This window comes from Streptomyces sp. NRRL S-87 (genome assembly GCF_000719335.1).
Classification (GTDB): Bacteria; Actinomycetota; Actinomycetes; order Streptomycetales; family Streptomycetaceae; genus Streptomyces.
Genome location: NZ_JOGB01000055.1, coordinates 21,601 through 44,966, shown reverse-complemented (window position 1 = coordinate 44,966; position 23,366 = coordinate 21,601). Strand labels below are relative to the sequence as shown.

General features: G+C 75.7%; 20 protein-coding genes and 2 pseudogenes. 14 read left to right on the top strand and 8 right to left on the bottom strand.

Features of this window, described 5'->3' with window-relative positions:
- Positions 1-120: 120 nt before the first annotated feature.
- Together IF43_RS0128070 and IF43_RS0128065 are read right to left on the bottom strand one after the other, a co-directional pair.
- Positions 121-945 (bottom strand): class I SAM-dependent methyltransferase, encoded by an 825-nt coding sequence (locus IF43_RS0128070; RefSeq protein WP_030206669.1) that lies wholly within the window; start codon positions 943-945, stop codon positions 121-123.
- A gap of 198 nt (positions 946-1,143) precedes the next feature.
- Positions 1,144-1,356 (bottom strand): hypothetical protein, encoded by a 213-nt coding sequence (locus IF43_RS0128065; RefSeq protein WP_030206667.1) that lies wholly within the window; start codon positions 1,354-1,356, stop codon positions 1,144-1,146.
- A gap of 274 nt (positions 1,357-1,630) precedes the next feature.
- Here IF43_RS0128065 and IF43_RS0128060 point away from each other — a divergent pair, with 274 nt between their 5' ends.
- Positions 1,631-2,683, top strand: coding sequence for a mechanosensitive ion channel family protein (locus IF43_RS0128060; RefSeq protein WP_030206665.1), 1,053 nt, complete (start codon positions 1,631-1,633; stop codon positions 2,681-2,683).
- Positions 2,684-2,784: 101 nt separating this feature from the next.
- The gene (locus IF43_RS0128055) at positions 2,785-3,066 is read left to right on the top strand and encodes a WhiB family transcriptional regulator (protein WP_030206662.1); all 282 of its coding nucleotides are present in this window, start codon (positions 2,785-2,787) and stop codon (positions 3,064-3,066) included.
- Positions 3,067-3,236: 170 nt separating this feature from the next.
- Here the strand turns inward: IF43_RS0128055 and IF43_RS0128050 are convergent, their stop codons facing one another.
- Positions 3,237-4,136: an NAD-dependent protein deacetylase gene (locus IF43_RS0128050; protein WP_030206657.1), complete on the bottom strand. Its 900-nt coding sequence runs from the start codon at positions 4,134-4,136 to the stop codon at positions 3,237-3,239.
- A gap of 316 nt (positions 4,137-4,452) precedes the next feature.
- Here IF43_RS0128050 and IF43_RS0128045 point away from each other — a divergent pair, with 316 nt between their 5' ends.
- Both IF43_RS0128045 and IF43_RS0128040 read left to right on the top strand, forming a co-directional pair.
- Positions 4,453-5,097: a GAP family protein gene (locus IF43_RS0128045; protein WP_030206653.1), complete on the top strand. Its 645-nt coding sequence runs from the start codon at positions 4,453-4,455 to the stop codon at positions 5,095-5,097.
- Positions 5,098-5,213: 116 nt separating this feature from the next.
- Complete coding sequence (locus tag IF43_RS0128040) at positions 5,214-5,606, top strand: hypothetical protein (RefSeq protein WP_030206649.1); 393 nt, start codon at positions 5,214-5,216, stop codon at positions 5,604-5,606.
- 180 nt (positions 5,607-5,786) lie between these two features.
- On the opposite strand, the gene IF43_RS0128035 is transcribed toward IF43_RS0128040, so the two are convergent.
- The 3 genes from IF43_RS0128035 to IF43_RS36995 all read right to left on the bottom strand — a co-directional run bounded on the left by IF43_RS0128035 (position 5,787) and on the right by IF43_RS36995 (position 9,817).
- Entirely contained in the window at positions 5,787-6,281 is a 495-nt protein-coding gene (locus tag IF43_RS0128035) for a hypothetical protein (protein ID WP_051796311.1), read from the bottom strand.
- Between the two features lie 174 nt (positions 6,282-6,455).
- Positions 6,456-6,815, bottom strand: a complete 360-nt coding sequence (locus IF43_RS43760; protein WP_324605135.1) for a hypothetical protein — start codon at positions 6,813-6,815, stop codon at positions 6,456-6,458.
- Entirely contained in the window at positions 6,812-9,817 is a 3,006-nt protein-coding gene (locus tag IF43_RS36995) for a S8 family serine peptidase (RefSeq protein WP_324605134.1), read from the bottom strand. Before IF43_RS36995 ends, IF43_RS43760 begins: the two co-directional genes overlap by 4 nt.
- Positions 9,818-10,076: 259 nt before the next feature.
- On the opposite strand from IF43_RS36995, the gene IF43_RS0128025 reads away from it, so the two are divergent.
- The 9 genes from IF43_RS0128025 (at position 10,077) to IF43_RS0127985 (ending at position 20,201) form a co-directional block, all read left to right on the top strand.
- On the top strand, positions 10,077-10,718 hold the full coding sequence (locus tag IF43_RS0128025) for a hypothetical protein (protein WP_030206643.1): 642 nt from the start codon (positions 10,077-10,079) through the stop codon (positions 10,716-10,718).
- A gap of 418 nt (positions 10,719-11,136) precedes the next feature.
- Positions 11,137-12,633, top strand: a complete 1,497-nt coding sequence (locus tag IF43_RS0128020) for an IMP dehydrogenase (protein ID WP_030206638.1) — start codon at positions 11,137-11,139, stop codon at positions 12,631-12,633.
- 574 nt (positions 12,634-13,207) lie between these two features.
- Positions 13,208-13,522 carry a hypothetical protein gene (locus tag IF43_RS0128015; RefSeq protein WP_030206636.1) on the top strand — a complete coding sequence of 105 codons (315 nt, stop codon included), beginning with the start codon at positions 13,208-13,210 and terminating at the stop codon, positions 13,520-13,522.
- Positions 13,523-13,618: 96 nt separating this feature from the next.
- Positions 13,619-15,295 carry a GT4 family glycosyltransferase PelF gene (gene pelF / locus IF43_RS0128010; protein ID WP_051796307.1) on the top strand — a complete coding sequence of 559 codons (1,677 nt, stop codon included), beginning with the start codon at positions 13,619-13,621 and terminating at the stop codon, positions 15,293-15,295.
- A complete protein-coding gene (locus IF43_RS0128005) occupies positions 15,292-16,728 on the top strand; it encodes a hypothetical protein (RefSeq protein ID WP_030206632.1) in 1,437 nt (478 codons plus the stop codon). The genes pelF and IF43_RS0128005 overlap by 4 nt, the downstream gene beginning before the upstream one ends.
- Positions 16,729-16,840: 112 nt before the next feature.
- A complete protein-coding gene (locus IF43_RS0128000) occupies positions 16,841-17,842 on the top strand; it encodes a GDP-mannose 4,6-dehydratase (RefSeq protein ID WP_030206621.1) in 1,002 nt (333 codons plus the stop codon).
- A gap of 85 nt (positions 17,843-17,927) precedes the next feature.
- Entirely contained in the window at positions 17,928-18,641 is a 714-nt protein-coding gene (locus IF43_RS0127995; protein ID WP_030206618.1) for a sugar phosphate nucleotidyltransferase, read from the top strand.
- A gap of 7 nt (positions 18,642-18,648) precedes the next feature.
- A complete protein-coding gene (locus IF43_RS0127990) occupies positions 18,649-19,554 on the top strand; it encodes an NAD(P)-dependent oxidoreductase (protein WP_030206617.1) in 906 nt (301 codons plus the stop codon).
- Positions 19,551-20,201, top strand: a complete 651-nt coding sequence (locus tag IF43_RS0127985) for a spherulation-specific family 4 protein (protein WP_030206616.1) — start codon at positions 19,551-19,553, stop codon at positions 20,199-20,201. Before IF43_RS0127990 ends, IF43_RS0127985 begins: the two co-directional genes overlap by 4 nt.
- A 44-nt stretch (positions 20,202-20,245) precedes the next feature.
- Here the strand turns inward: IF43_RS0127985 and IF43_RS41135 are convergent.
- Both IF43_RS41135 and IF43_RS36990 read right to left on the bottom strand, forming a co-directional pair.
- Positions 20,246-20,329 (bottom strand): annotated as a pseudogene (locus IF43_RS41135) (DNA-binding response regulator); the annotation flags it as partial.
- A gap of 74 nt (positions 20,330-20,403) precedes the next feature.
- A pseudogene (locus tag IF43_RS36990) lies at positions 20,404-22,049 on the bottom strand (carbohydrate binding domain-containing protein).
- A 278-nt stretch (positions 22,050-22,327) separates the two neighbouring features.
- On the opposite strand from IF43_RS36990, the gene IF43_RS0127975 reads away from it, so the two are divergent.
- Entirely contained in the window at positions 22,328-23,284 is a 957-nt protein-coding gene (locus tag IF43_RS0127975; RefSeq protein WP_030206615.1) for a GlxA family transcriptional regulator, read from the top strand.
- The last annotated feature ends 82 nt before the right edge of the window (positions 23,285-23,366 follow it).

Here is a 23,366-nt window from a genome sequence, read left to right as displayed (position 1 = left end):
CAAGGGGCTTCGCCCTGGCCTGCGGCCACCCCTGGCCCGGGCCTGCCTCCGGACCAGCCTGCCACCCCTGTCAAGCGCCTCCCCCACACACCACGGGACGCTCTCGCTTCGGGATCGCCGTCAGCGCGCGGAGTGGTCGTCGGGCTTCCAGCCCCAGGCGGTGAGCATGCCGGCCGACAGGGCGGCGCACGCGGCGGAGTCCAGGTAGCGGACGGCCTCGTCGACGGCCGCGTCGTCGACCGAACCCGTCGCGAGCATCGCCGCTCGGCTGCGGTCCCATGTCTCGGCCCAGAAGCGGCTGATGGGACTGCCGGGCAGGAGGGGCGGCACGTGGATCTCGGCGGCCACGCGCCCGAGGCCGGCCCCGTGCAGCAGGTGCGGGTACGTCGGCACGACGGAGACGTCGGTGCCGATGGTGGCCCGCAGCCCCTGCCACATCGCCCGCATCGCCACGGTGTACGGGGTGTCGGGCGTGCGGTCGCTCGTCAGGTCGACGGCGTCGCTGAGCACCAGCACCCCGCCGGGCGCGACGAGTTCCGCGAGCGAGGAGACCAGGCGTTCGCGCTCGGCCAGGTGCATCAGCACGAAGCGCGCGTGGACGAGCCGGAAGGTGCCGGGGGCGAAGTCCGGGGCGGTCACGTCGGCCGCCAGGACGTCGAGTCCGGGCCGTCGGGGGAGGAAGCGCACGTCGCGGTCGACGGCGAGCACGCCGGCGACCCCGGCCTCGTCCAGCAGCCGACGGGCGATCGTGCCCGTACCGGCGCCCACGTCGAGGCAGTTCCAGCCCGGACCGACGCCGAGTGCCCGCAGCCGCGCCATGCTGAACCCGTCGTACGCCAGGGCGCCGTAGTCGATGCGCTCGCCCTCGCCCGCCCGCTCGGGCGGGAACACGGCCTCGCCGTACCGGCCGCCCGCCGGTGCCCCGCCGTGCGGCACGCCGTTCACGAGCGGGACCGGAACGCGGGCGGCGGCGGTGCGTACGACGACGTCATGGCCGGACCTCCTCACGCGCGGGGGTGGCGCGGCGCGTTCCCTGGCTGCCGCACCCCGATCCTCCACCCGTGCCCGCGCGCACCGTGCAGGCGCGCCCGCGCCTGGGCCGAACGGCTCAAGAGCCCGTGCCCACTCGTCGAAGACCATGCCTCAGATGCGGTCGCGGGTCTCGTCGACCACCGGGAGGGCGGTGACGCGGCGGCGGCGCAGCACGCTGCCGTAGACGCCGAGGCCGAGGAGCCCGGCGCCCATCATGATCAGCCCCACCACGTCGAGGTTGACGCTGTCCATATGCCAGTCGCTTGCGAAGGTGAGGATCGCCCCCACCACGATCAGGGCGATGCAACCGCCTATGCCGGCCATGGGTGTTACCTCCTCGTCGGCACTGTCGTCTTCTGACGCGCGGCTACCCGGGAAGCCGGGCCGGAAACGGTGCGCCCGACGAAACCCCGCCGTGGGCAACGGTGTTGGGGCGGGCCGGACCGGTGGCCGGCGCGCGCGCCTCGCCCCGGACGTGCCCGGGTGGCGTACCCCGGGGGACGCGCGGCGGGGCGTTTTGACCGCAGGACGACCGGGCACGCGCGGATCCACGCGCTCGCGTCCCGTTCCCCCGCACCCCGACACCCCACGAGGAGCCATGAACAGCGTTCTCCGCCTGCTCGTCGTCATCGGCGGCTCCGTCCTGCTGACCGCCGCCCTCGGCTGGCTCGCCGACCTGCTGCTGCGCCGAGCGGACGCCCGGCACCCCGAGACCCCGCTGTGGAGCCTGCTGCGCCGCTGCGGACGGTCGGTACGCCTCCTCCTGCTGGCCGCCCTGCTCCGCGGGACGTACCTCCAGGTGGAGTGGCGGCCGCTCGTGGAGCACCGGGTGGCGGTCGGCCGGGTGCTGTCCCTGCTGCTGATCGGCGCCGCGGCGTGGTTCGTCGTCCACTTCACCTCCGCGGTGGTCGAGTCGTCCTACGCCCGGTACGCCACCGGCACCCGCGACCCGTCCCGGGTGCGTCGCGTCCGTACGCAGGTGAGCCTCGTCATGCGGATCGTCACCGCGGTCGTCGCGGTGGTGGCCGCGGCCGCGATGCTGCTCACCTTCCCCGACTTCCGGGCCGTCGGAACCTCGGTGCTGGCCTCCGCCGGCATCATCGGCATCGTCGCCGGCGTGGCCGCGCAGTCGACGCTCGGCAACCTCTTCGCCGGGTTCCAGATCGCCTTCGGCGACATGGTGCGCATCGGCGACACCGTCGTGGTCGACGGCGAGTGGGGCGTGGTCGAGGACATCACGCTCACCCTCCTGGCCGTGCGCACCTGGGACGAGCGGCGCATCACCATGCCGGTCTCCTACTTCACCGGCAAACCCTTCGAGAACTGGTCCCGCGGCGGCGCCCAGATGACCGGCACGGTGTTCCTGCACTGCGACCACAGCGCCCCCGTCCCGCTGATCCGCGAGCGGCTGCGGGAGGTGCTCGACGGCTGCGAGGCGTGGGACGGCCGCGGCTGGGACCTCGCCGTGACCGACACCACCCCCACCACCGTCGTCCTGCGCGCGATCGTCACCGCCAAGGACCCGGACGACCTGTGGACCGTCCGCTGCACGGTGCGCGAGCAACTGGTGGCCTGGCTCGCCGAGAAGCACCCCTACGCCCTGCCCCGCGTGGCGACGTCCCCGGCCGCGCCGGCTCCGGGCGACCGGTGACGGCCCGCGACGCGTGCGCAGGCGCGGGTTTCGACGCGCCTGCTCCGGCCAGACGAGGGACTGACGTACGGGGACCGAACCCACGTGAGAGGAGTCGACGGATGACGAACGTGACACGACTGCCGGGCACGGCGGAACACCACTGGACGTGGCAGGAGCGCGCCGCCTGCCGCGATCTCGGCACGGACCGGTTCTTCCACCCCGCGGGCGAGCGCGGCGAGGACCGTGCGGTCCGCGACGAGGCGGCCAGGGAGGTCTGCGCGCTCTGCCCGGTCCAGGTGGAGTGCCTGCGCCACGCCCTGCGCGTCCAGGAGCCCTACGGGGTCTGGGGCGGGCTGACGGAGGAGGAACGCCGCGCCCTCTACGCGCGCGACGCCTGCTGACGGCCGCCGCCGACGGGCCGGCCCGGCGACGGCCGGCCGCCGTCCCGGTCGGACCGGCGTTCCCCGCCGACGGGCGGTGTGACGGCGGGCCCGGGCGGTAGCGTGGTGCGCGGCGGCCGGGACGGAGGTGCGGCCGGTGCCCGGGGCGGGAGCCGGAACGTCCGCCCGGCTCAGTCCGCCGCCCGCCCGTCGACGGAGATGCCCAGCCGGTCGGCCACCGCCCCGAGGGCCGTGCCCAGCGGGAGCGCGACCCGCGTGACGGCGTGCCGGTCGCCCCGGGTCGGGTCCCGGTTGACGATCAGGACGGGCGTGCCGGCCCCGGCCGCCTGCCGGACGAACCGCAGCCCGGACATCACCGTGAGCGACGAGCCCAGGACCAGCAGCGCGGCCGCCCCGCCGACCAGGTCGCGGCAGTGCTCGACCCGCGGCGGCGGCACGGCCTCGCCGAAGAACACCACGTCCGGTTTGAGGACGCCGCCGCAGCCCGCGCAGGGCACCACGCGGAAGTCCCCGACCTGCTCGTCGGTGAGGTCGGCGTCCCCGTCCGGGTTCAGGGCGGCGGACACCGGCGCGAAGCCGGGGTTGGCCTCCGCCAGGCGCCGGGCCAGCTCGCGGCGGGGGCTGAAGGCGCCGCAGGACAGGCAGACGACCCGGTCCAGGCTGCCGTGGAGCTCCACGACGCCCGCGCTGCCGGCGGCCTGGTGCAGCCCGTCCACGTTCTGGGTGATCACGCCCGCGAGCAGGCCGTGCCGCTCGAACGCGGCCACGGCCCGGTGGCCGGCATTGGGCCGGGCGCGGCCGAACGTCCGCCAGCCGAGGTGGCTGCGCGCCCAGTACCGGCGCCGGTTGCGGGCACTGGCGGTGAAGTCCTGGTACGTCATCGGGGTGTGCCGGCGCAGGCTGCCGCCCTCGCCCCGGTAGTCGGGGATGCCCGACTCCGTGGAGAGGCCGGCGCCGCTGAGCACCAGCACGCCCCCGGCCCCCAGCGCACCGGCGACCGGCTCCAGGTCCGTGGTGCCCGGCGGCAGGTCCTCGGGGGGCGTCCAGCTCAGAGTGGGGCGCGTGCGCATGCCGCCAGCGTACGGAACCGGCCGGAGGCGGGGACAGCGCCGCGATCCCCCGGACGGCCGAGCCGCGACCCCCACCCGCCGACGGACGGGCGGAGGCCGCGGTCCGGCGGCCGGAACCGCCCGCCACCCGTCCGGAGGGACCGCCACACGGCCGAGCCCGGCCCGCCCCGGCGGCGTCGGTTGCCTAGGCTGAGAAACGGGGCGCCGCGGCGCGGAACGTGCCGTCGGCCGACCGCGCGAGGCGACCCCCACCGGCAGAAGGGGCGTATCCCATGGACACACCGGCGGTGCGGCGCCACGCCCGCGGAGGCCCCTGGTGACCGCGGAGGTCGTGCTCCTCTCCCTGGTGATCGCCCTGTCGCCGTTCACCCTCATCCCCGCTCTGTTCATGCAGTTCGCCCCGCGTGCCCGGCAGGTCGGCAGCGCCTTCATGGCGGGCTGGCTGGTCGGGGTCGCCATCCCGGCCTCGCTCACCGTGGCGCTGGCCGAGCTCCTGCACAAGGGGGCGGGCGGCCCCTCCTGGACCGCCTGGGTGCGCGTCGGACTGGGCGTGCTCCTGATCGGCCTGGGCATCGAGCACTGGCTGGACCGGCACGGCAAGGGACCGCCCCGGTGGATGCGGCTGCTCGCGGACGCCACGCCGGCCAAGGCGGTCCGGCTCGGGCTGGTGCTCTCGCTGGCCAACCCGAAGATCTTCCTCGTCTCCGCCGCGGCCGGCGTCGCGATCGCGGCGGGGGACCCGACCGCCGCCGGCGCGGTGCTGGGCGTGGTGCTGTTCACGGCCTGCGCCGCCAGCACCGTCATCCTTCCCGTGCTGCTCCGCTTCGCGCTCGGGGACCGGGTCGTGGGCCCGCTCGGCCGGACCCGGACCGCCCTGGAGGGCAACGCCGCCGCCGTGATGGCCGTCGCCATCATCGCCATCGGCGTCCTCGTGCTGGTCGAGGGCCTCACCAGCATCTGACCGCCCCCCGGCCGGGCGGGGTCCCCTCGTCCCACGGATAGGCTGGACGCATGACGACGCCCGGGCCGGCAGCCTCTCCAGGACGCGTTCCCGCAGCGGGCGGGCCCGGGATCCCGGTGCCCGAGCCGGCCGCATGGCTGCGGCGCGGGATCAGCCGCAACGGCGGGCCCCTGGTGGAGGACAGCGAGGTCGTGTGGCTGCAGGCCGGCCCGTACTTCGCCGACAGCCGCGGCTTCGCCGGCGTCACGTCGTACGACGGGTCCCGCGTGCACTTCCACCACCTGACGGGCGAGCCCGGCGAGGACACGGGCAGCCTCCGGTCGGAGGGCCCGAACCTCGTCGAGTGGGGCACCAACACCGACGGCAGCACGTTCCTGGAGGTCTGGACCCCGCTGCCCGCCGCCGACGGGGAATCCGGTTCCTGGAGCGGCCCCGGCTACCACGTGGTGCGGGTCGGCCGGCACGTCGTGCACGTCGACTCCGGCGGGGGCACGTACGCGCGGCTGTGACGGGGTGCCGGTGGACGGATGGACCACGTGGTCGTCGTGACGCCACCGGCCGATGCCCCAGGGACGGGGACCCCGGGCGCCGGTTCCGGCCGCCTGATGCCCGAGGACGGGGACCCCGGCGCGCCGGTTCCGGCCGTCTGATGAGACCGCACCCGCGGTACGGCCGCCGCGGGCGGCCCGTCAACGGGGCGCGGCGCGCTCCGGAAGCGGCGTACCGCACGCACTGCAGAAGCGGGCGTCGGCCTCGATGGCGTGCCGGCGGCAGTTGGTGCACACCAGGTGCACGGCGCACTGCGCGGCGCCCGCCCGCACCGGGGTGCGCCGGCCGATCCGCAGGCCGGTCCGCCGCCGGTGCGCGGTCAGGAGCACCAGCCCGCCCGGGCCGGCCTCGATGGCGCGGGCGTCCCCCCGCGGCACCAGCACCACGGCGCCGGGGGCCAGGTCGCGGGCGGTGCCGGCCACGGTGAGGGTGCCGCCCCCGGCGACCACCAGTACCAGGACGTCCACCTCGGCCTCCGTGTGGGCGGCCACGGTGCCGCCGGCCGGGAAGCGGACCACGTTCGCGTCGAGCTGGCGGGTACGGCGGCGCAGCCGCCACAGGGCGCCGCTCTGCTCCTGCGCGCCGTCCTGTACGAGGCCTGTGAGGGCGACCCCCTCCAACTCCGACTTGGCCAACGCCGCCCGCCCCGCTTCCCGACTCGCATGGTTCCGGCAGGCCATGATTCCCTACCCGGCGCCCTGCCGGTGCATCGGGAGGCGAGCGGGCCGGCCGGTCAGGCGACCTGCGCGGGGCGCACGCCGGCGGCCCCGGAGGCGACGCCTCCGGGGCCGCCGGCGTGCGGGGGCGGCTCAGTCGGTGAGGTACGCGCGCAGGACGGTGACCTCGGACCTGTTGCCCGCGGTGTCGACCACCGTGCCGCGCAGCGACACGTGCCCGCCCGCTGCCGGGCCCTGCACGGTGACCGCGCCGTCCCGGACCGGCAGGGCCGTCCAGGTACGGCCGTCGTCGTACGAGACGGCCACCGCCAGGGACCTCAGCCCCCGGCCCGCCGCGGGACCCTGGACCGTGACCGGGACGCGCAGCGGGTGGCCGCCGTTGACCGTGCCCTCCATGCGGACGGTGGGCGCGAAGCGCACGACCGAGGCCGGGAGGCGCGTCGTGGCCCCCGCCCGGGTGGCGCCGGAGCGGAACCACCAGGTGGCGGTCACCTTGGACGAAGTGCGGGTGACGGCCGCCGGCTGGGTGGCGGAGGCCACCAGCTTGTAGGAGGCCTCGCGGGACGGCACGGTGAACGGCTTCGCGTCGCGGAGCTGGGCGGACCGGGTGCCGGCGACGACCCCGTTGACGTAGAGCACCGTCTTCCCCTTGGCGAGGGCGTCGCCCCCGTCGTGGCCGGCGCCGTCCGCGAGCAGCGGCAGCGTCCCCCACACCGTGTCGCCCTTCCGGTACAGGCCGAGGCCCGCCGCGGTGTCCGACGCGGGCCGACGACGGCGCCGCCGAAGCGCTCCGTGAGGGTGCGGCCACCCGGGTAGGCGCGCACGCCGGCGTGCGCGGTCTCCTCCCGGTAGCCCTCCCCGGCCGTGCCGTACTGGGTCGCGGACAGTTCCCAGGTCGCGCCGTCGAGCGCGGACAGGAACAGCCTCACCGTGGTCGGCACCTCCCGCCAGGAGGTGAGCGAGCTGCCGGGGGCGCTCCCGGGGAGCCGGCCGACGGCCTGCACGACGCCCTGCTTGCCGGGGGCCGAGGCGCCCTGCTCGACGAGGACGGTGGCCAGGTCGGCGGCCTTCAGGTGCCGGGTGTAGCCGGTGGCGGTACGGCGCACCGGGCCGCCGAGCGTGGCGTGGTACTCGTCGTCGCCGTCGGTCCAGTGGGTGTCCCACCGCTGGAACAGGGTGCTGCCCGCAGCCGGTCCGGGCCCCTGGCCGCGCGTGCGCAGGCGGTCGTAGGAGGGCAGCCACCAGCCGGAGGCGTACGTCGTGCCGCCGACCCGCAGCTCGTAGCCGGGGGTGACGAACGCCTGCACGGCGGAGGCGGCGGGCACCGTGATGTCCACCGGCCTGGTGGTGCGGGCGTCGACGGTGACCGTGGTGTCGCGGGTGACGTCGAGGCGGGGCTGGGAGATCCAGTCGAGGCCGCCCGCGGGGTCCGCCGGGTCGACCGACAGGCGCGAGTCGACGGCGTAGCGGCCCTTGGGGACGCGTACGGTCTCCGAGCGGGAGTTCTCGTGGTTCTCGAAGAACCGGCCGGCGGCGAGCCCGCCCACGCCCTGGACAGCGCTGTAGTAGGCGGTGGCGTGCCTGCCGTCGCGGCCGACGTGGCGCAGGGTCAGCGCGTACGACTCGACCTCGCGGTCGGCGACCACGGCCGTGCCGACGCTCTGCCCGGCCCCGGTCGCCAGCGCCCGGGCGGTGTACCGGCCGTTCACGGCCCCGCCGAGCCGGGTGTTCAGGGTGAGGTCCACCGAGGCGGCGCCGCCGGCGGGGACGGTCAGGCGGGGCTTGGCGAAGGCCAGGAAGCCGGCCGGGGCGGCCTTGCCGTCCGGGCCCTCGGCGGCGACGGACAGGTTCAGGGTGACCGGGGTGGTGCCCAGGTTGCGGTAGGTGACCCTGCGGGTCACGGGGGCGTCGTCGCCGTGCGGCCACTGCCCGCCGGACAGGGCCAGCGAGACCGGTTCGGCGACCACGGACCGGCCGAGCGCCCGGTCGACCGCGATCCGGCCGCCGCCCTGCTGGAAGGCGTGGTAGGGGCCGGGCTCCGCGGAGCCGACGAGGATGCCCTTGAGCTGGGCGCCCGTCCATTTCGGGTGCTTCTGCTGCAGCAGGGCGGCGGCGCCGGCGGCGTGGGGGGTGGCCATCGAGGTGCCGGAGAGCGTCAGGTAGCCGGCCGGCTTCTGGCCGTACCGGCGTGCGAGGGCGCTGCCCGGGGCGGCGGCCGCGGTGATGTCCACGCCCGGGGCGGTGACGTCGGGCTTGACCGCCCCGTCGCCGGCGCGGGGGCCGGTGCCGGAGAAGTCGGCCAGGCGGTCCGCGCCGTCGACGGCGCCCACGGTGAGGGCGGCGTCGGCGCTGCCGGGGGAGTCGACGGAGCCGGGCCCGGACAGCCCGTCGTTGCCGGCGGCGACGGCGAACAGGACGCCCTTGGCGGCGGAGAGCTCGTTCACGGCGGCTTCGACCGGGTCCGTCCCGGGCGAGTCCGGGGCGCCGAGGCTGAGGTTGACGATCCGGGCGCCCTGGGCGACGGCCCACTCCATGCCGGCCAGGATGCCGGAGTCGTCACCGGAGCCGCTGTCGTCGAGCACCTTGCCGTTGAGCAGCGTGGCGCCCGGTGCGACGCCCTTGAACCTGCCGCCCGACGCGGCGCCCGTACCCGCGGCGATGGACGCGACGTGGGTGCCGTGACCGAAGCGGTCCGCGGTGCTGCCGGAGCGGGAGAAGTCCCGGGCGGCGACCACCTTGCCCTTGAGGTCGGGATGCGTGGCGTCGATCCCGGTGTCGAGCACCGCGATCTTCACACCCTTGCCGTCGTACCCGGCGGCCCACGCCTTGTCGGCGCCGATCTGCCGGGTGCTCCTGTCGAGGGTGGCGCTGCGGACGCCGTCGAGCCAGATCCCGGCGACGCCGGCCGCGGTGGCCCGTGCGGTGCCGCCGCGCGGCCGGTCGGTGAGAGCCGCCCAGAGCGCGGCGGACGTCGCCGGGGTCGCGGTGACGGCATCGGCGTTCAGCAGTCCGTACGTACGGTCCACGCGCAGCCCGTCGGCGGCGTGCACGGCGGACCGGGCGGACCTGGCGGCCCCGGCGGCGCCCTCGTAGCGGACGATCAGTTGCAGCCGGTCACCGCGGGCCCGGCGGTAGGCGGGCGCGGTGAGCCCGGTCAGGTCGAAGAGCCGGGCGTCGAGCCGGCCGGCGGCGATCAGACCCTGGGCGTCGAGCGGGACGACGCTGGTACGGCCGCCGGCGCGGCGGACCGAGACGGGTATCCGCTCGCGGCCTCGGGCCGGCACGAAGCCGACCGGTCGGCCCTGGGCGTCCACGGTCACCCGGTCGCCGGTGACCAGGGTCACCCCCGCGTACCCCGGCCGGGCGGCCTGCGGACCCGGGGCGCCGACGGCGCCGGGTGCGGGCGCGGCCGCGACCGGTGTCGCCAGGCCCGCCGCGAGGGCGAGGACGGCGGCCGAGGCCGCCCCCGTCCGCCGATTGCGAAATGTGCGCACGTCAATTCCCCCTGAAACACATGCGATTGCCCGCGGGAAGAACGTGACACCGCGGGACTCGCAGTATCACCGGCGATCTGACGGCCGTTCAATGACCGATCCGCAACGGAACGGCGACCGGAGCATGACCACCCCGGCAGGGGCGGCCGGCGCGGCGCCGGAGCGTCTCCCGAACGGAGCCGTCGCCGCACGTGGACGGCCTTCCCGCGGTGCTCCGGAGGATGTTTCCCGGCGGCCGGATCCGGGGCATGTCCTCCGTGTGGCAGCTGCACGACGCGGACGGCGCGAGCGCCTGGCCTTCGACGGCTGGATCGCCGCCGTCGGCACCGGTTCCGGCACCCGCGTGGTCGTCGGCCACTGGCTGCGCTCCCCGTTCGGCGCCTTCGACGACGTGATGCTCGAGCGGGCCGACGGGCACCGCGTCCTGTACGCCCCCACGGCCCCCACGACGCGGTGGATCGCGGGCGTCTACCACTTCGACGAGCTGTGCACCGGCCCGGTGACGGTGCGCACGCAGGGCCCGGGGTGGGAGGTCTCGGCCGGCCCGCTGGCCCTGGGCTTCGCCGTCGGCCGGCGCGGCGCGCTCGGCCTGGCCCTGCGGGCCGTCCCGGGGGCCCTCGCCCGCCGGCCGGCCTGGGCCGCCCTGGCCGACCTCCCCGCCCGCGCCCTGCCCGGCGTACGGACCCGCGGCAGCTCCCGCCCCGGCTGCCGGCAGTGGTACGCGGCCCGCGACCTCCTCCCGATCACCGGCGCCGTCGCGTCCTTCGGGGGAACCGACCTCGGGCCGCTCGCCGCGGTCCTCCCGCCCGTCCGGTTCGGCTTCGCCTCGGCCCCCGCCGCGCCGGCGCTCGTCCGCGTCGTCTCCACCGTCGAACGCTCCATGCGCCCGCCCGCCGCCTGATCCGCCGCGCGCCCGCCCGCCGCCTCTCCGCCGTATGCCCGCCCGGCACCTGGCCCGGCGTAGGCCGCCCGGCACCTGGCCCGGCGTAGCCCGGCCGGCACCCGGCGCGGCGCCGCCCGGCCGACACCTGACACGGTGCCGGCCGCCCACCGCCGGAGCGGGCCGCCCCGGCCGGCCGGTGCGACAACTGCCCGCCCGGCGGCCTCCGTTGCCGCACCCCGATTCGTGTCACGACCGATCGGCCGCTAAAGTGCCTGGTCACGACCGCACCCCGGTGATCCTCGGGCCGGTCAGGCTCCGCCACGGCCGGTGGCACCTCCACGGCCGGTGTGCCGTTCTCCGCCTGCCCGGGCCCGGTCGACGGGGGCGATCCGCGCGGCGGGGCACCCGGCCCCGGCCGCCAGGTCAGGAGGAATGAGTGGCACAGATCATCGCCGAGGTCTCGCGGACGTTCAACGAGTTCCTGCTCCTGCCGAACCGGACCCGGACGGACACCACGGCCGCGACCGTGGAACTGCGCGCGCCCCTGGTACGGCACGTCGTGGGCGAAGCGCCGGCGATCGAGCTGCAGTCCCCGTTCACGTCCGCGATCATGCAGGCCGTCAGCACGCCGGAGCTGGCCATCGCGCTCGCCCGCAGCGGCGGTCTCAGCTTCCTGCACCACAACCAGCCGGTCCAGGACCAGGCGGCCGCGGTCCGCCAGGTGAAGAACTTCAAGGCCGGCTTCGTCACCAGCGACACCAACGTCCGGCCCGACGACAGCCTGGGCCACCTGGTCGACGTCATGCGCGGCACCGGCCACAGCACCGCCGCCGTCACCCACGACGGGACGGCGACCGGCCGCCTGCTCGGCCTGGTGACCTCCCGGGACTTCCACCCGCAGCGGCACGACCTGGCCGGACCGGTCAGCGGCCGGATGACCGCCGTCGCGGACCTGGCCCACGCCGGGCCCGAGATCACGCTGTCCGAGGCGAACGCGCGGCTGTGGGACGAACGGCTGGACTGCCTCCCGGTCCTGACCGCCGAGGGCCACTTGCAGCACCTGGTGTTCCGCTCGGACTACGCGGACAACAAGCGGTTCCCGAACCAGCTCGTGGACGCCGCCAAGCGCCTGCGCGTGGGCGCGGGCATCAACACCCACGACTACCAGGAGCGCGTCCCCGCCCTGCTGGAGGCGGGCGCCGACGCACTGTGCTTCGACTCCTCCGACGGCTACAGCGACTGGCAGGCGCAGGCGCTGGCCTGGGTGAAGAAGCACCACCCCGAGGTCCCGGTCGGCGGCGGCAACGTGGTGGACGGCGAGGCGTTCACCTTCCTCGCGGAGGCCGGCGCGGACTTCGTGAAGGTCGGGGTCGGCGGCGGCTCCATCTGCATCACCCGGGACCAGAAGGGCATCGGCCGCGGCCAGGCGAGTGCCGTCCTCGACGTCGCCGCGGCCCGGGACGCCTTCCGGGAACGCACCGGGGAGTACGTGCCGATCTGCTCCGACGGCGGGCTGGTGCACGACTACCACGTGGCCCTGGCGCTGGCGATGGGGGCCGACTTCGTCATGATGGGGCGCTACTTCGCCCGCTTCGACCAGGCGGCCGGCGCGAAGCTGCCCACCCGCGACGGCTTCGTCAAGGAGTACTGGGGCGAGGGCTCGAACCGGGCCCGCAACTGGCAGCGCTACGGCCAGGGCGGCCAGGGGCTGCTCTTCGAGGAGGGCGTCGACGGCTACGTGCCCTACGCGGGTGACCTCGAGGAGGGGCTCGCGCTGACCGTCGCCAAGCTGAAGACCACGATGGTCTCCTGCGGCTCGCGGACGCTGCCGGAGTTCCAGTCCTCGGCCCGGCTCACCCTGGTCTCGGACCAGAGCTTCCAGGAGAGCCACGCGAACGTCACCCTGCGGGACACCCCGGCGACGGTCTCCTGACGCGACGCGACGCGACGCCGCGCCCGTCCGGACCGCCCGCCGCGCCCGCCGGGGCGGGCGGTCGGGGGTCCGGGGCCGTCTACTCGTACTCCTACGCCGAGTTCAGCGACAGCACCAATACCAGCGGCGGCCCTGTCTTCACGCCCGAGACGCGCGTCCTGTGCGCCTGACCGCCTGACGCTGCCGTCCGGTCACCGCGCCCCGGTTGGCCGAAAAACGCCCTAGAACATACCTTCGGTGTGGTCTGGACCACAGGGAGACGAGCCGGTGGACCCGCGGGGTCCGCCGGCTCGCGGCTGTCGGCCCGGACCAGCGCGCACGGCCCCCAAGGGCGCGGCCGGGCCTCCGGCGCAGGCCCTAAACGGGTCAACTCCCTTGAAACTACACCTAGTTGTGCACGTGCACTTTTTCGCCGGTTCTCCCGGCATCACCACAGAAGCTACACACGCCCATCACACTGTGACGCGACGGATGCGTGACGACTGGCTTCTGAGGGGGCGCCGGCGTCGCGCAAGGGGGTGCGTCCGCTCCGTGCGAGCCGTGCTCACCCCTGCCTGGGAGGGGACTTCACCGCATGAAGCGGACCGTACGCACCACCGCACCCACGGTGGGCGCGCTTATCGCTGCTCCCGGCCTGCCGGCCGGGGCCGCCCACGCCGACCCCGCACCCCGCACCGACCTGAAGGTGCTCCTGGTCGGGGACGGCGGCCCGGCCACCGACGCCGTCGCGGCGGAGCGATGGCCGGCCTCGGACAACTCCCGCGACCCCGAGCAGCGCGTCATCGGGCCCGCCACCGTCGCCCGCCACCCGGTGAACGTCTCACCGGCGCCGCGCACCCGGATCCCCGAGGCCGTGCGCGAACCCCGCTCCACCGCCGCCCTGGGCTGACCCGCGCCCCGGGCGTCCCGGCCGCCCCCGTGCGGCCGGTACGCCCTGCCCGACGCCCGACCCCACGTCCCCGCTCTTCCGCCGTGGAGCACATCCATGCACGTTCACCACGGCGCGCGACGCCCCGGCGCGGCGCGCGTCACCCTGCTCACCGAAGGCACCTACCCCCACAGCCACGGCGGAGTCAGCGTCTGGTGCGACCAGCTCGTCCAGGGCATGCCCGACATCGACTTCGACGTCGTCGCGGTGACCGGCACCGGCCGCGAACCCCTGGCCTGGGACCTGCCGGGCCACGTCCTGGACGTCCGGTCGGTCCCCATGTGGGGGGCGCCGCCCGAAGGCCGGGCACCGCGGGGCCGCGCCCTGCGCCGGCTGGCCGACGCCTACGAGCGCTTCCTGACCGCGCTGCTCGACCCGTGCGCCGAGGCCGGGTTCCCGCCCGCCCTCTACACGATGGCGCACGCCGCGCCGGACGGCGGGCTCAGCGCCTTCCTGCGCGGCGACCGGGCCATCGCGGTCCTGGCGGCCGTGTGGAACCGGCCGGGCCTCGCCGTCCGGGAGGCCCGCCCCACCCTGCGCGACGCACTGACCGCCACCTCCCTGCTCGAGCACGCGCTGCGCCCGCTGGCGGCCGAACCGCCCCGGCACGGCGTCGCCCATGCGGTCAGCGGCGGCGTGGCCGTCCTGCCGGGGCTCGCCGGGCTGGACCGGCACGACGTACCGCTGCTCCTCACCGAGCACGGGGTCTACCTGCGCGAGCGCTACCTCGGCTACCGCACCGCCCCCTACCGATGGCCCGTCAAGGCGGTCGTCCTCGGCTTCTTCCGGCTGCTGGCGGAGGAGAGCTACCGGCGGGCCGCGCTCATCACCCCGGGCAACCGCTACAACCGGCTGTGGGAGGAGCAGGGCGGCGCGCGCCCCGACGCGATCCGGACCGTCTACAACGGCGTGGACCCGGCCGCCTTCCCGCCCGCCGGCCCCGAACCGGCGGCGCCCACGCTCAGCTGGGCCGGCCGGGTCGACCCGATCAAGGACCTGGAAACCCTGGTCCGCGCCTTCGACCTGGTCAGACGTCAGGTGCCGGAGGCCCGGCTCAGACTCTTCGGCGGCACCCCGCGCGGCGGCGAGGCCTACCGCGAACGCTGCGAGGCCCTGGCCGCCGAACTCGGCCACGCCGACGCGGTGGCCTTCGAGGGCCGGGTCGACGACATCAAGGACGCCTACGCGGCGGGCAAGGTCGTGATGCTCTCCAGCATCAGCGAGGGCTTCCCGTTCACGCTGATCGAGGCCATGTCCTGCGGCCGCGCCACCGTCTCCACCGACGTGGGCGGGGTCCGCGAGGCCGTCGGCGAGGCCGGCCTGGTGGTCCCCCCGCGCGACCCGGAGGCCATGGCCGCCGCAGCCCTGGAACTCCTCGGCGACGCCCCGCGCCGCGCCGCGATGGGAGCGGCGGCCCGGCTGCGGGTGATCGAGCAGTTCACCCTGCGCCAGACCATCGACACCTTCCGCGGGATCTACCTCGACCTGTCGTCCCCGGCCCGCCCCGGCGGCCTGCCGTACCTGCCGGCGGAGGGCTCCGCCGCCGCGGGCGCCGTACGAGCACCGGCTCCCCTGCCCGCACCCGTGTCCGTGCCCGCATCCGCCCCCGCGCTCGTGCCCGGCCCGGCCGTCGCCCCCGTCCCGGCCGCGGCGGACCCGTACGCCGGCGGACCGACCGCCCCCGCGCCCACCGGCGCCCCCGCCGGCCTCGACACCGGAAGCCTCGCCGGATGAGCGGGCCGATGGACCTGGAGCCCCGCACCGGCGGCCAACACGACACCCTGGCGCTCCGCTTGGCGGCCCCCGTCGCCCGGACCCCGCGCCGCCACGTGGCCGACGCCTCGACCCTCACGCTGCGGCTGCCCGGACACGGCCCCGACGAGGCGGCGGTCAGCCTGCTCGCCGCCGAGCTCGCGGACCGCGTGGGCCCGGCCGTCCATCCCTACGAGGTGGCCGCACTACTGGAGGCCGACGGCCTGTCCGCCGACGCCATCCGGCGCCGGTACGGACACCCCGACATCTTCTCGCTCGCCGCCGCCCTCTACGAGCGGGTGCCACGGGTCTTCCCCGAGCCGCCCCGCACCCCTGACCCCTGGCGCCCCGACACCGTCCGCTGCCTGCTGCGCGGCGTGCTCTTCGCCCTGCCCGCCCTCGCCTACCTCCTCACCGCCCCGCTGTGGAACCCCGGCCGGGACGCGGCCCCCCTGGTCGTCGCCGGCATCCTGTCCTGGGCCTGGGGGCAGGCCCTGGGCCACCGCGCCTACCTGCGGATGGCGGTGGGCGTCCGCGAGGCCGCCCGCACGCTCCTGTACGGCGCCCCCCTGGGCGCGGCCCTGGCCACCGCGGCCGCCGCCGGCACGGCCCTCGCCGGCAGCGCCGGAGCCGGACCGCTCGTCCGGGCCGCCGCCGCCCAGTCGCTGTACCTGGCCGCCGCGGGCGTCCTGCTCGTCCTGGGCCGCGAGTGGCTGCTCCTGGCCGCCCTCGGCCCGCTGTGCGCGGGCGCCGCCGCCCTGCCCTGGTACGAGCCGGGCCCCCTGCTGCGCACCGGACTGCCCGCCCTTGCCCTGGCCGGCGCGCTCGCCGCGGCCGGCCGGGCACTGCGCGCCGGCCTCACCGCCCCGCCGGCACCGGCGGACCAGGACACCCGTCCCGCGCTGCTGCGCTCGCTGCCCTACGGGCTGTTCGGGCTGGGCGCCGCGGTGCTGGTCCTCGTCGAGGGCCGGCGCGAACCGTACGCGGTGGTCGTCCTGACCCTCAGCATGGGCCCCGCCGAATGGCTGCTCCACCGCTTCCGCGGCCTGGCCCTGGCCGCCCTCGGCAGGAGCGCCACCCCGGCCGGGTTCCTGCTGCGCTGCGCCTGCGTGCTGGCCGTGTGCCTGCTCGCCTACACCCTGCCGCTGGTGCCCGCGGCCCTGCTCACCGGGGGCGGACCGGCGGCGCTGCCGCTGCTCGCGGCCACCCTGTGGACCGCCCTGCTGCTCCAGGCCTTCGGGGCCGCCTGGCCCCCGGCCCTGCTCTGCCTGACGGCCGCGGCCGGCGCCGCCCTCGCGGACCTGCTGGGCCTGGCGCCCGGCCCGGTGGCGCTGCCGGCGTACTGCGGGGCCGCCGCGCTGTGCCTCGCCGGCTTCGCCCTGCGGCTCCTCGGCCGGCCCGCCCCGCACACCTGATCGGCCACCCTCCCCGTCTCCCGTCCGCCGTCTCCCGTCCGCCGTCTCCCGTTCGCCGTCTCCCGTCCGCCACCTTCCGCTCCACCCGTGACCCACCGAAGGGACCACCCCGTTGACCGCCACCCCGCTCGCAGCCGTCACCGGCGCCGAGGGCTTCATCGGCTCGCACCTGACCGAGGCCCTCGTCGCCCGCGGCTACCGGGTCCGCGCCATGGCCCAGTACAACTCCTTCTCCTCCTACGGCTGGCTGGAGACCCTCTCGCCCGACGTCCTCGACCAGGTGGACGTGGTCCTCGGCGACGTCCGCGACCCCGGCTCCGTGCGCGGCCTCCTCGACGGCGCCGAGTGCGCGTACCACCTGGCCGCGCTCATCGCGATCCCGTACTCCTACCAGGCCCCGCACAGCTACGTGGACACCAACGTCACCGGCACCCTCAACGTCCTCGAGGCCGTCCGCGCCCTGGGCACCCCCCGCCTGGTGCACACCTCCACCAGCGAGACCTACGGCACCGCGCAAACCGTGCCGATCACCGAGGACCACCCGATCAACACCCAGTCCCCGTACGCCGCGTCCAAGGCCGGCGGCGACCGGCTGGCCGACAGCTACCACGCCAGCTTCGAGACCCCCGTCGTCACCTTGCGCCCGTTCAACACCTACGGCCCGCGGCAGTCCATGCGCGCCGTCATCCCCACCGTCATCGGCCAGGTGGCCGCAGGGGAGCGCACCATCACCCTGGGCGACCTGCGCCCCACCCGCGACTTCACGTTCGCCGCGGACACCGCCGCCGCCTTCCTCGCCGTCGGCACCGCACCGGCCGAGGCGGTCGTCGGCCGCACCTTCAACGCGGGCACCGGCACCGAGATCTCCGTCGGCGACCTCGTCGCCCTCATCGGCAAGGTGATGGACACTCCGATCGACGTCCGCGAGGACGACGCGCGGCTGCGCCCGCCGGCCTCCGAGGTCATGCGCCTGGTCGCGGACGCCAGCCGGCTCACCGCCGCGACCGGCTGGACCCCCGGCCACAGCCTGGAAGAAGGCCTGGCCCGCACCGTGGAGTTCTTCCGCGACCCGGCCCACCTGGCCCGCTACAAGACCGGCATCTACAACATCTGACCGGCCCCGCGCCGACCCACCCCACACATCCCCCCACGCCCCTCACCATCCCCCCACGCCCCTCACCCGACGAAGGAGGAAACCCGTGTACGCAGTCATCCTGGCGGGCGGCAAGGGCGTTAGGCTGCGGCCCTACACCACCGCGCTCCCCAAGCCGCTGGTCCCCATCGGAGACCAGCACGCGATCCTGGAGATCGTGCTGCGCCAGCTCTCCGCGGCCGGCTTCACCCGCTGCACCATAGCCATCGGCCACCTCGGCGAGATCATCCGCGCCTACGTCGGCGACGGCTCCCAGTGGGGCATGAGCATCGACTACGCCACCGAGGAGAGCCCGCTGGGCACCATGGGACCGCTCCTCGGCCTGCGCGAGCGGCTCCCCGAGACGTTCCTGGTGATGAACGGCGACGTGCTCACCGACCTCGACTACGCCGACCTGCTGCGCCGTCACGAGGCCTCGCACGCACCGCTGACCATCGCCACCTACCCCCGCAAGGTGCACATCGACTTCGGCGTGCTCACCACCGACGACAGCCGCGTGGTCGCCTTCACCGAGAAGCCCAGCATGGACTACCGCGTCTCCATGGGCATCTACGGCCTCAGCCGGGACACCCTCGCGGGCTACACCCCCGGCCTCCCGCTCGGCTTCGACGAACTGGTCCTGGACCTCCTCGACGCCCAGAACCCGCCGCACGCCTACGAGTTCGACGGCTACTGGCTCGACATCGGCCGCCCCGACGACTACGACCGGGCCAACGCCGAGTTCACCAGCCGCAAGTCCCTCCTGCTCAAGGGAGCCTGAGCACACCATGCGCATCCTCGTGTTGGGCAGGACCGGCTACCTCGGCCGCCACGTGGCCGAGCGGTTCGACGCACTGCCCGGCGCCCGTCTCCTCGACGGCGGCCGGGCAGCCGGGGCGGACCACCCGCTGGACCTGGCCGCCGACCACCCCGAACAGCTGGTCAAGACCCTCGCGGCGGCCGCCCCCGACGCCGTCGTCAACTGCGCCGGCGCCACCGGCGGCGACCCGGTCACCCTCGCCGAGGTCAACGCCCGCGGCCCCGCCGCGCTGTGCGCGGCGCTGCGGCAGGCGGCCCCGTCGGCCCGCCTGGTCCACCTCGGTTCCGCCGCGGAGTACGGACCGGGCACGCCCGGCAGCCGCGTGGCGGAGTCGGCCGCCGCCTGCCCCACCACCCCCTACGGCGCCACCAAGCTCGCGGGCACCCTCGCGGTGACGGCCTCCGGACTGGACGCCGTGGTCCTCAGGGTGACCAACCCGGTGGGGCCGGGAGCCCCCGCCGCCGGCCTGCCCGGCCGGGTCGCGGGCCTGCTCCGCGCGGCCGGCGGCGACCCGGGGGCGGTGCTGCGGCTGGGCGACCTGTCGGCGTACCGCGACTTCGTGGACGCCCGCGACGTCGCCCGCGCCGTCGAGCTGGCGGTCACGGCGCCCGGAACGCTGCCCCCGGTGCTCAACATCGGCGCCGGGCACGCCGTGGCGGTGCGCGAGCTCGTGCACGCCCTCGCCGAACGGGCCGGATTCCGCGGCCGGATCGAGGAGGACGGCGCCGGCTCGGCCCGCTCCGCGGCCGGCTGGCAGTGCTCGGACGTCTCCGCGGCCGACCGCGCGCTCGACTGGCGTCCGCGGAGCGGCCTGACCCACATGGTCGCCGCCCTGTGGCGGGCGACGGCCGCGGAGGTCGGCGCCGGACGATGACCCTGCTGGTCCCCCTCTACGTCCACCCGGCCGAGGATCCGGGGGCCTGGCACCGGCTGATCGCAGCCGCGGCCCGTACCTACGCGGTGGTGCTCAACCCCGCGGACGGTCCGGGCCCGCGGCCCGACCCCGCCTTCGTGGCGGCGGCCGACGCCCTGCGAGGCGCCGGCGCCCGGCTGCTCGGCTACGTCGACACCGCCTACGGGGCCCGCGACCGGGCCGAGACCACCGACGAACTGCGCCGCCACCAGCAGTGGTACGGGGTCCACGGCTGCTTCCTGGACCGGGTCACCCCGACCCCGCAGGGCGCCGGCGCCTGCCGGCGGCTCGTGCGCTCCCTGCGCCGGCAGGGAGCCGCCACGGTCGTCCTCAACCCCGGCGTCCACCCGGCCCCCGGCTACCTCCGGTTCGCCGACCTCGTGGTCACCTTCGAGGGCCACTGGTCGACGTACGCCACCGCGTTCAGCCGGCCGGCCTGGACCGCCCGCTACCCGCCCGAACGCTTCTGCCACCTCGTCTACGGGGTGCCCGAGGCGCTCGTCCCGCTCGCCGTGCGCACCGCGACCGCCCGGGGCGCCGCCGTCAGCGGCCCCGTCACCGGCGAACTCCCCAACCCCTGGGGCACCCTGACCACCGCCCTCACCTGAACCCCCGGACCGAGCCGGAGCCGGCCCCCGTCACCTGCCGGGGGAACGCTCTCCTTGAGCAGGTAGCCGACGCCACCGGAGCCGTCGGCCAGCAGCTCGCGGGCGTACAGCCGCTCCACGTGCTGGGCCGCCCCGGCGCCGGCCGGGTGCTCGGCGGCGCGTGGCGCGTGGCGCGTGCGCGCGGTGGGCGGTGCCGGCGCGGTCAGCCGGTGAAGCCGGCCGTGACGGAGGTGAACTGCCAGTCGCTCTGGGCGATGCCGGAGCAGGTCTCCTGCAGGCCGCCGCCGGGGCAACCGCGGTCGCGGTTGACCGACCAGAAGGCCAGCCGGGCGAGGTGGTGGGAGTTGGCCCAGTTGCGGATGTCGGTCCAGTTCTGGACGGTGGTGGTCTCCTGGGTGTCGCTGATCCCGTTCATGCCGGAGATGCCGATGTGGGCGTAGGCGGTGGTGTCGTCCCAGCCGAAGGCGGACTTGAGCTTGGCCTTGAGGCCCTCGGTCGCGCTGACGCTGGACGCGTACATGTCCGTCGAGGCGTTGCCGAAGTCGAACGGCATGATGGTGAAGACGTCGATGCCGGCGTTCAGCGCCTTCGCCTGGTCGATCAGGCGGTTGCCCCAGCTGGTCGGGCCGGAGGTGGCGGTGCCGAAGGTCAGGATGGTCCGCAGGCCGGGGTTGTTCTGCTTGACGATCTTGAGCGCGCCGAGGATGCGGTCCTGGACGACGGCGTTCTCGAACTCGTCGGTGTTCTCGATGTCCACGTCGATCGCCTTGAGGCCGTAGGCGTCGATGACCTTCTGGTAGGCGCCGGCCAGGGCCTCGGGAGTCGTGCAGTTGGGGCCGAGCTTGTTGCCCTGCCAGCCGCCGACGGAGGGCACGATGTCACCGCCCGCCGCGCGGATCGAGGCGATCGTGCTCTGGTCCACCCCGCCGGTCAACGGGCGCTGGCCGTCCCAGGACGGGTTGCAGCCGCCGGAGGAGAGGATGAAGGCCATGGTGAACCACTTCACGCCGTCGCGTTCATCACGGCGGCCGCGCTCGGCGGGTTGCCCCAGCCGAGGTAGTAGTAGGGCGCCGCCTGCTTGAAGCCGGTGGGCGGCGTGGTCCCGTCGTCGGTGGTGACGTCGACCCTGTTGGAGGCGGGAGAGGTGTTCCCGGCGGCGTCGCGGGCGCGGACGGTGAAGGAATAGGCCGTGCGGGGGGTCAGTCCCGTGACGGTCGTGCTCGTGCCGGTCGAGCCGGCGACCCGGGTGCCGCCCTGGTAGACGTCGTAGCCGGTCACCCCGACGTCGTCGGTGGACGCGGTCCAGGACAGGGAGACGCTGGTGGCGCTCTTGCCGGAGGCGGTGAGGCTCCCGGGCGCGGTCGGGGCCTGGGTGTCGGTGCCGCCTCCGGGGCCGTCCAGCGCGACGTCGTCGGCGTAGTAGGTGCCCTGCCCGTACCAGCCGTGGAGGTAGACCTCGGCGCTCGTCTGGGCGGCGCCCGTGGTGAAGCTGACGGTCAGTCTGGAGTACGCGCCGGCCGACGTGGTCCAGGTCGAGGCCCCGCCGGTCACGCCGAGGTAGACGTAGCTGCCGCGGACCCAGGCGGAGAGGGTGTACGTCGTGTTCGGCCGCACGGCGACCCTCTGCGTGCACGTGGCGTTGTCGCTCGCGCTCGCCGCTCCGGCGAGCGCCCTGCTCCCGCCGTGGACGGGTGAGCCGACCGCGGAGCCCAGGCCGCCGGAGCAGTTCCAGCCGGCCGTGCCGGCCTCGAAGTCGCCGTTCGAGAGCAGGTTGGCGCCGAAGGCGGCGCCGGGGGAGCTCAGCACCGCGGCCGCGCCGAGCAGGGTGGCGCCGAGGCCGCAGGCCAGCCGCGTCCGCGTCCGGGTCCGGGTGGGGGTGGGGGTGGGGGTGCGCAAGGGGGTGCCTCCAGGGGAATGGGGGGACGGCGCGAAGCGCGCAGCGAGGCCCCGGGGCCGACGGGACCGATGCGGTGGGGGGAGGGGAACGCCCGGTGGCCGGTGGGGAGTTGGCGTCGCCGTCGCTTCGTGTCCGGGAACCTATTCCGCCGCCGACAGGACCGTCAACAGGTCTGGACCAATAATTCGCCGAGTCGGGCGGAGTGGCCGGAACGCGTACCCTCTCCTGCGTGCCAGCCTCCCGCCACCACCGCGTCGCCGTCCTCGTCCTCGACGGCGCCAAGCCCCTCGACGTCGGCATCCCCGCGCAGGTGTTCACGACCCGCGCGAGCATGCCCTACGAGGTGCGGGTGTGCGGCGCCGAACCCGGGCTGGTGACCGGCGGCGACGGCCTGTCGTACGCGGTCGCCCACGGCCTGGAGGCCCTGGAATGGGCCGACACGGTCTTCGTCCCGGGTTACCGGTTCCCGGACCGGGAGGACCCGCCGCGCGCCGTCCTCGACGCGCTGGTCGCCGCGCACGACCGGGGTGCGCGCCTGGCGGGCATCTCCACCGGGGCCTTCGCGCTCGCCGCCACCGGCCTGCTCGACGGCAAGCGCGCCACCACGCACTGGCACTACACCCGCGCCCTCGCCGAGAAGCGGCCGCTGGTCCGCGTGGACGAGAACGTCCTGTTCGTCGACGAGGGCAGCGTCCTGACCTCGGCCGGCGCCGCCTCCGGCATCGACCTGTGCCTGCACGTCCTGCGCCGCGACCTCGGCATCGCCGCCTCGAACCACGCGGCCCGGCGGCTGGTCGCGGCCCCCTACCGCAGCGGCGGCCAGGCGCAGTACGTACCGCGCAGCGTCCCCGAACCGCTCGGCGAGCGGTTCGCCGCCACCCGGGAGTGGGCCCTGCACCGGCTCGGCGAACCCCTCACGCTGGACGCGCTCGCCCGCCACGCGGCGGTGTCCCCGCGCACGTTCTCGCGGCGCTTCGCCGAGGACACCGGCTACACGCCGATGCAGTGGGTGATGCGGGCCCGCATCGACATGGCCCGCGAGCTGCTGGAACGTTCGGAACGCAGCGTCGAGCAGATCGCAGCGGACGTGGGCCTGGGGACCGGCTCGAACCTCAGGCTGCACTTCCAGCACATCCTGCGCACCACCCCCAGCGAATACCGACGCACCTTCACCCGGGGCGAGTGACCGCCTCCGGACCCCGGCCGCCACAAGCCCCCCACGGCCACGACGCCTCAAGCGCCTCCCCCGCACACCACGGGCGGGCGGC